4 protein-coding genes are annotated in these 6,427 nt (G+C 70.4%); 2 read left to right on the plus strand and 2 right to left on the minus strand.

Going from position 1 to position 6,427, the window contains the following annotated elements; translation table 11 throughout:
• Positions 1–12 precede the first annotated feature (12 nt).
• A complete protein-coding gene (locus tag G447_RS0107365) occupies positions 13–1,623 on the minus strand; it encodes an RNA polymerase sigma factor (RefSeq protein WP_026430584.1) in 1,611 nt (536 codons plus the stop codon).
• Between the two features lie 162 nt (positions 1,624–1,785).
• On the opposite strand from G447_RS0107365, the gene G447_RS0107370 reads away from it, so the two are divergent.
• The gene (locus G447_RS0107370) at positions 1,786–2,880 is read left to right on the plus strand and encodes a polyprenyl synthetase family protein (protein ID WP_034476695.1); all 1,095 of its coding nucleotides are present in this window, start codon (positions 1,786–1,788) and stop codon (positions 2,878–2,880) included.
• A 695-nt stretch (positions 2,881–3,575) separates the two neighbouring features.
• On the opposite strand, the gene G447_RS0107375 is transcribed toward G447_RS0107370, so the two are convergent.
• Entirely contained in the window at positions 3,576–3,932 is a 357-nt protein-coding gene (locus tag G447_RS0107375) for an Rv2175c family DNA-binding protein (RefSeq protein ID WP_026430586.1), read from the minus strand.
• A gap of 169 nt (positions 3,933–4,101) precedes the next feature.
• Between G447_RS0107375 and pknB the strand changes: the two genes are divergently transcribed.
• Positions 4,102–6,039: a Stk1 family PASTA domain-containing Ser/Thr kinase gene (gene pknB, locus G447_RS0107380; RefSeq protein WP_026430587.1), complete on the plus strand. Its 1,938-nt coding sequence runs from the start codon at positions 4,102–4,104 to the stop codon at positions 6,037–6,039.
• Positions 6,040–6,427: the final 388 nt, after the last annotated feature.

Here is a 6,427-nt window from a genome sequence, read left to right on the forward strand (position 1 = left end):
TACTACCGTTGTTCAGTCGAGGTAGTCGCGCAGGACCTGGCTGCGCGACGGGTGGCGCAGTTTCGACATGGTCTTGGACTCGATCTGGCGGATGCGCTCGCGGGTGACCCCGTAGACCTTGCCGATCTCGTCAAGGGTCTTGGGCTGGCCGTCCCCCAGGCCGAAGCGCATCGACACGACACCGGCCTCGCGCTCGGACAGCGTGTCGAGGACGTGGTGGAGTTGCTCCTGAAGGAGTGTGAAGGACACCGCATCAGCGGGGACGATGGCCTCGGAGTCCTCAATGAGATCACCGAACTCCGAGTCGCCGTCCTCACCCAGCGGTGTGTGCAGCGAGATGGGCTCGCGCCCGTACTTCTGCACTTCGACGACCTTCTCCGGGGTCATGTCGAGCTCCTTGGCGAGCTCCTCCGGGGTGGGTTCGCGCCCCAGGTCCTGCAGCATCTGCCGCTGGACGCGGGCGAGCTTGTTGATGACCTCGACCATGTGCACGGGGATGCGGATGGTGCGCGCCTGGTCCGCCATGGCGCGGGTGATGGCCTGGCGGATCCACCACGTGGCGTAGGTGGAGAACTTGTAGCCCTTCGTGTAGTCGAACTTCTCGACAGCGCGGATCAGGCCCAGGTTGCCCTCCTGGATGAGGTCGAGGAACTGCATACCGCGGCCCGTGTACCGCTTGGCCAGCGACACGACCAGGCGCAGGTTGGCCTCGAGCAGGTGGTTCTTCGCCTGCTGCCCGTCCTGCGCCAGGAAGTGCAGTTCGCGCCGTTCCTTGGAGGTCATCTCATCGGCCCGGTTCTTGAGCTTGTACTCGGCGTACAGGCCCGCCTCGATGCGCCGCGCCAGATCGACCTCCTGCGCGGCGTTGAGCAGCGAGACCTTGCCGATCTGCTTGAGATAGTCCTTGACGGGGTCGGCAGTGGCGCCGGCGACCGTGACCTGCTGGACGGGCTCGTCGGTCTCGTCGGAATCGGAGACCACGAAACCGCCTTTGACGTGGATCCCGGCCTGGGTGCGCTCGCGCAGGGCGGCGCCGTCGGTGGCCTTGGCGGGATCGGCGCCCGTGTCCTTGTCGGGCTCCTCCTCGTCGTCCTCCCCGTCATCGGTGTCGATGCCGTCGTCCTCGAGCTCGGCCTCGGGGTCGAAGCCCGCGTCGGAGCCGTCGTCGACGACCCCCTCGGCGAGCTCCTCCTCGTCGATGGCCCCGGGCTCTCTCGGGGCCTCCGCCCCCGCGGCGGCCTTGGCGGCGGTCTTCCTCGCCTTCCTCTTGGCGGGAGCCCTCTTCGCGGGCGCTTTCGCCCCGTCGGACTTCCCGGCTTTCGTCCCATCGGACTTCTTCGCGGGCTTCTTGGCGCCTCCGGCCTTGGCGGCGGTCTTCTTCGCCGTCTTCTTGGCGGGAGCCTTCTTCGCGGGGGCTTCCGTCCTGTCGGGCTCCCCGGCTTTCGCCCCGTCGGACTTCTTCGCGGCGGACTTCGCCGCCCGTTTCTTGGCGGGCGCCTTCTTGGCCGCGGGCTTCCTGGCACCAGCCCTCCCCGTGGCGGCTGCCTCGGAGGCCTTGTCAGCTGTCACTTCAGGGGATTCGCTCTCACTGGGGCGCGAAGCACTCACACGTGTCCCTTTCATTGATGGGTGGGGTCGCGTGTCGCACCAGGCGGCACGCCCTTTCGATTATAATCGACCGCCCGTCGTTTCTCCCGGCGGATTCGTGCGCGCCCAGCCCGCCACCTGAGGACCAAAGGCCCAGGAAACGGCCCCGGATCCACCCTCGTGGGATACACTGCGCCCATGTCCGACCTGCGAGACCGCATGATCCCACTGCGCACCGCCGTCGACGCGGCCACGGAGGCCGCCATCGGCGCCATGACGCGGGACCTGGCTCCCACTCAGCGCGGCGCCCCCCTCGCCTCCCTGGCACGGTCCTGCTCCGAAGGGGGCAAGAGGTTCCGGGGGATCCTGGCCCACGTCGGCCACTGCCTGGCCCGCGGCGGCCCGCTCGACGAGGCTCCCGTCGCCCCGCTGTCCGCCGCCCTTGAGCTCTACCAGGCCAGCGCCCTGGCCCACGACGACATCATCGACCACGCCGGGACCAGGCGCGGGCGCCCAACACCGCACGTCTCCCTGGCGGCCCACCACCGCGACCGGGCGTGGCGGGGCGACGCAGACCGCTTCGGCGAAGCGGGGGCGATCCTGGTCGGGGATCTGCTCTTCTCGTGCGCCGAAGCCGCGATGGCCGACCAGGCCGGCCGCCTCGAACCCCGGGACGCGGCAAGGCTGTGGGCGCGCTACAGCCGCATGCACGCCGAGGTCGCCCTCGGGCAGTTCCTCGATGTCGCGGCCGAGCAGGCCCCCCTGGATCCACGGGATTCCGGTGCCCTCGGCACCGAGGCGGCCATGGAGGTGGTCGCGCTCAAGTCGGCGCGCTACTCCATCGTCCACCCGGCGGCGCTGGGCGCGATCTGCGGCGGCGCGGACGACACCCTCATCGCGGCCATCGAGAGCATTCTCACTCCGTGGGGCATGGCATTCCAGCTCCGCGACGACCACCTCGGCGTCTTCGGCGATCCCAAGCTGACTGGCAAGCCCTCTGGCGACGACATCCGCGAGGGCAAGCGCACAGTGCTGCTGGCCCTGGCATGGCAGCGGGCCACCGACTCCGAGCGCGCCGTCCTGTGCCGGGCGCTGGGCCGGGCGGACGCGCCCGGGGCCCTCATCGACGAGGCGCGCCAGGTGATCGCCGCCCGCGGCGGCGACGCCCACGAGGAGCTCATCACCAGCCTGGTCGATCAGGGGCGCGCGCACCTGCGCGAAGCGCCGGTCTCCGAGCAGGGCCGCGCGGACCTGGTCGGCCTGTGCGGCATCATCACGCGGCGCGCGGCGTAGGTGCGGTGGAGCGTTATTGACACCACGAGGGGGTTGTCGACACTGTGATGGGGTTGTTGGCGCCGTGAGGGGATTTATGACGCGCGCCGGCGCAAATAACACGCGTCGGCGTCCGTCGTCGCCGGTTACCCGCGCTGGCACGGCAACTGCAGTCGTCGCCGGTTACCCGCGCCGGTTGCCAACAACACCCGCTGGCTCGGCAACGCCCGTCGCCGCAGGCAACCCACCTGCCGGCCGCGTCCCTACCCCCGCAAACAACGTCACCCCCTCATACAACGAGGCACGATTAGGGAACTCACCCGGATCGGCGGGGCTGTGGGAGCACCGCGCAGTCAGAGGCGGTCCAAAATGCGTCTGAGTTTCGCCGTGTTCGGGAGGCACAGGGGCAGTGTGGTCCAAAATGCGTCTGAGTCTCACGACTTTTGGCGAATTCTCGGAATATCGGGCGAACTCAGACGCATTTTGGATCAACCACCCGGAGAACCTCCGAAACGGCCCGAGACTCAGACGCATTTTGGAACACACACGCACCAGTGCGAGTGGAAACACCCTCTCATGCCGCAGCTTCAACTCCCGCAATACCACAGTTCAAGCGGCAGCGGCCGCACCCTCGGCACACAGGCACGCGTGCAGGCGGGGCAGACCGTGGCGGCACGGGAGTCGCGAGGGCCCGGCCCTGCCGCCCGGGCGGCGCCTCAGAAGGCCAGCGCCGACGCGATCCGGTTCACCCTGCGGTGGCGGCCCGCCACCAGGGCGTCGATGGGCCGCTCCCCCAGCTCGTCCTGGACGGCGTACAGCCACTCCACCGCCTCGTCGGCGGTGAAGCCGTCGTCGGACAACAGCGTGAGCGTGCCCTGCAGGTCCGGCAGGGGCACCCACCCGTTCTGGCCCTTGACGATCATCTCAGTGGGAATCCCCCGCGCGCCCGACTCGTCCTCGGCGACCACCAGCACGTGGTCCCGGATCAGCTGCTTGAGGCGCCGCTCCTCGATGCCGAGCAGGCGGCACGCCTCGGTGGCGGGGATGACGGAGGGGACACGGGCTGTAGTCATGCCACTACCCTACTCGCCCCGGCGCGCCCGCAGACATGCCCTGTCGCACAACGAACGAGTGGGAGCGGACACACCCTGTTCGCCCACGGAAAGGGGCGCGCGCCGCAAACGCCCGCCACGCTCCGCCCCGGTGGCACCCACCGCGAGGAACTCCCATAGAATCAGGGGAATGAGCGACGTTCACCAGCCCCAAGGCCCGGCCGATCCAATGATCGGCCTCCTGGTCGACGGGCGTTACCAGGTCACCGCCCGACTAGCCCGCGGCGGCATGGCGACCGTCTACGTGGCCCGCGACGAGCGCCTCGACCGCCTCGTGGCCCTCAAAGTCATGCACCCGCACCTGGCCGAGTCCGAGGACTTCGTGGCCCGCTTCAGGCGCGAGGCGCGCGCGGCGGCCCGCATCCACCACCCGGGCGTCGTGACCGTCTACGACCAGGGAGTCGTGTCGGGCCAGGGCTTCCTGGTCATGGAGCTCATCGAGGGCACCAACCTGCGTGCGCTCCTGTCCGCGCAGGGGGCCTTCACCATCGAGCAGACCCTGCGCTACGTGTGCGACATCCTCCAAGCCCTCCACGCAGCCCACCGGGTCGGCGTGGTCCACCGCGACATCAAACCCGAGAACATCCTGGTGCCCCCCGAGGGACCGGTGCGGGTCGCGGACTTCGGCCTGGCGCGCGCCGCCTCCGAGGCGTCCCAGTCCTCCACGGGGAACATGCTGGGCACGGTGGCGTACATCGCGCCCGAGATCGCGCGGGGCGGGAGCGCCGACGCCCGCTCGGACATCTACTCCGTGGGCATCATGGCCTACGAAATGCTCACGGGCGATGTCCCGTGGGCCGGTCAGAGCCCCATCCAGATCGCCACCCACCACGTGAGCGACGACGTGCCCCTGCCCTCGGCCTCCCAGCCGTGGATCCCCCGGGAGGTCGATGACCTGGTCGCCGCCCTCACCGCGCGCGACCCGGCGAACAGGCCCGTAGACGCCGTCCATGCCCTCGACCTGGCGCGCAGGGCCGCCGAGTCCCTCCCCGCGGACCTCGCATCGCGCCGGGCGGACGTGGCCGGACGGGAACAGACGGGCTCGGCGCTGACGGCCATGAAGACCGCCGTGGTGTCCGCGCCCGCGCTCACCGCCGTCCTGCCCGCCTCCTCGCAGACGACTGTGCGGGTCGCCGACGCCCCCGACGAACCCGGGCCCCCCGCCGTGGTGCGCCACGGCCGCAGGACCGCTGCCGTCATCGGGGCGATCGCCGTGCTGCTGGTGGTGGGCCTGATCGGAGGGGGCTGGTGGTGGACCGAGTACGGCCCCGGCTCATACATCGCGATGCCCACCACTGACGGGCGGGACCTGGACTCCGTTCGGGCCGACCTTGAGGGGGCGGGGCTGGGGGTCGTCGTCGAGGAGGAGTTCTCCGACACGGTCGCCGCAGGACTGGTGATGCGCTCCGACCCAGCCAGCGGCACCCGCGTCCACAAGCGCGGCGATGTCCACGTCTTCGTCTCCAAGGGCGTGGACATGCGGGTGGTGCCCGCCCTGACGGGCAAGACCAAGGACGAGGCCACCGAGGCGCTCACCGCGGCGGGCCTGCAACCCGGGACCATCACCTACGGCTACTCCGAAGACGTCGAGGAGGGCCGGGTCATCACGCAGGGCTCCGAGCCGGGCGCGAGCCTGGTCCACGACACGCCCGTCGACCTGTCGGTCTCGAAGGGCAAGGAGCCGATCCCCGTGCCCGACCTGGTCGGCCAGAAAGGGGACGCGGCGAAGCAGCGGCTCGAGGAGCTCGGTCTGGTGGCCAAGCCCACCGAGGCCTACTCGGACACTGTGGCCGCGGGCGATGTCATCTCGCAGCAACCCGCGCCGTCCACAGTGCTGCACCGCAAGGACACGGTCGCCTACGTCGTGTCGAAGGGGCCCGAGAAGGTCCCAGTGCCCGACGTGCAGGGCAAGCAGCGCGACGAGGCCCGCCGCATCCTGGAAGAAGCCGGTTTCAAAGTCGAGGAGAACAACATCCTCGGCGGGTTCTTCGGCACCGTCCGCTCGACGGACCCCGCGGCCGGAACCGTGTTGAAGAAGGAGTCGACGGTCACCCTCAACATCGTGTGAGCGGCGCGCTCGCGGGCCTGGGGGCCTGCCCCGCGCCTCGTCGCCGACACGGACGCGGGGTGGGCGGTCCCCGCGCTCGGAGGGCACCGCGGCGGCGCGGCACCGCTTGGGTGCGTTGAAGGAGCGCCCTGCGGGGCGCGGACAACTGCGTCCACAAGGCGGCTCCCGGGTTCACGAGGCGGGCGCGGGGTTGCTCCACAAGGCGCGGACTGCGGTCAGCCGTGCAATCAGCCGACGCCGACTCCGCCCAAGGCCGCGGCCGTTTAGTCCGACGGGAACGCGGTTGTCACGCCTCCGCCACTCCGGGAGCTGAGGCGCTGCCCGACTCGCGGGCGCGCCTCGCGGCTTCGAGGTTGCGGCGGGACGCGAGCGTGCTGGGGTGGTCGGG

Source organism: Schaalia georgiae DSM 6843, from assembly GCF_000429245.1.
Taxonomy (GTDB): Bacteria; Actinomycetota; Actinomycetes; order Actinomycetales; family Actinomycetaceae; genus Pauljensenia; species Pauljensenia georgiae.

What these genes read in the sequence shown, in the direction of transcription:
- G447_RS0107365 (WP_026430584.1), bottom strand. Translation starts at nt 1,623, where the DNA reads ATGAAAGGGACACGTGTGAGTGCTTCGCGCCCCAGTGAGAGCGAATCC.
- G447_RS0107370 (WP_034476695.1), top strand. Translation starts at nt 1,786, where the DNA reads ATGTCCGACCTGCGAGACCGCATGATCCCACTGCGCACCGCCGTCGAC.
- pknB (WP_026430587.1), top strand. Translation starts at nt 4,102, where the DNA reads ATGAGCGACGTTCACCAGCCCCAAGGCCCGGCCGATCCAATGATCGGC.
- G447_RS0107375 (WP_026430586.1), bottom strand. Translation starts at nt 3,932, where the DNA reads ATGACTACAGCCCGTGTCCCCTCCGTCATCCCCGCCACCGAGGCGTGC.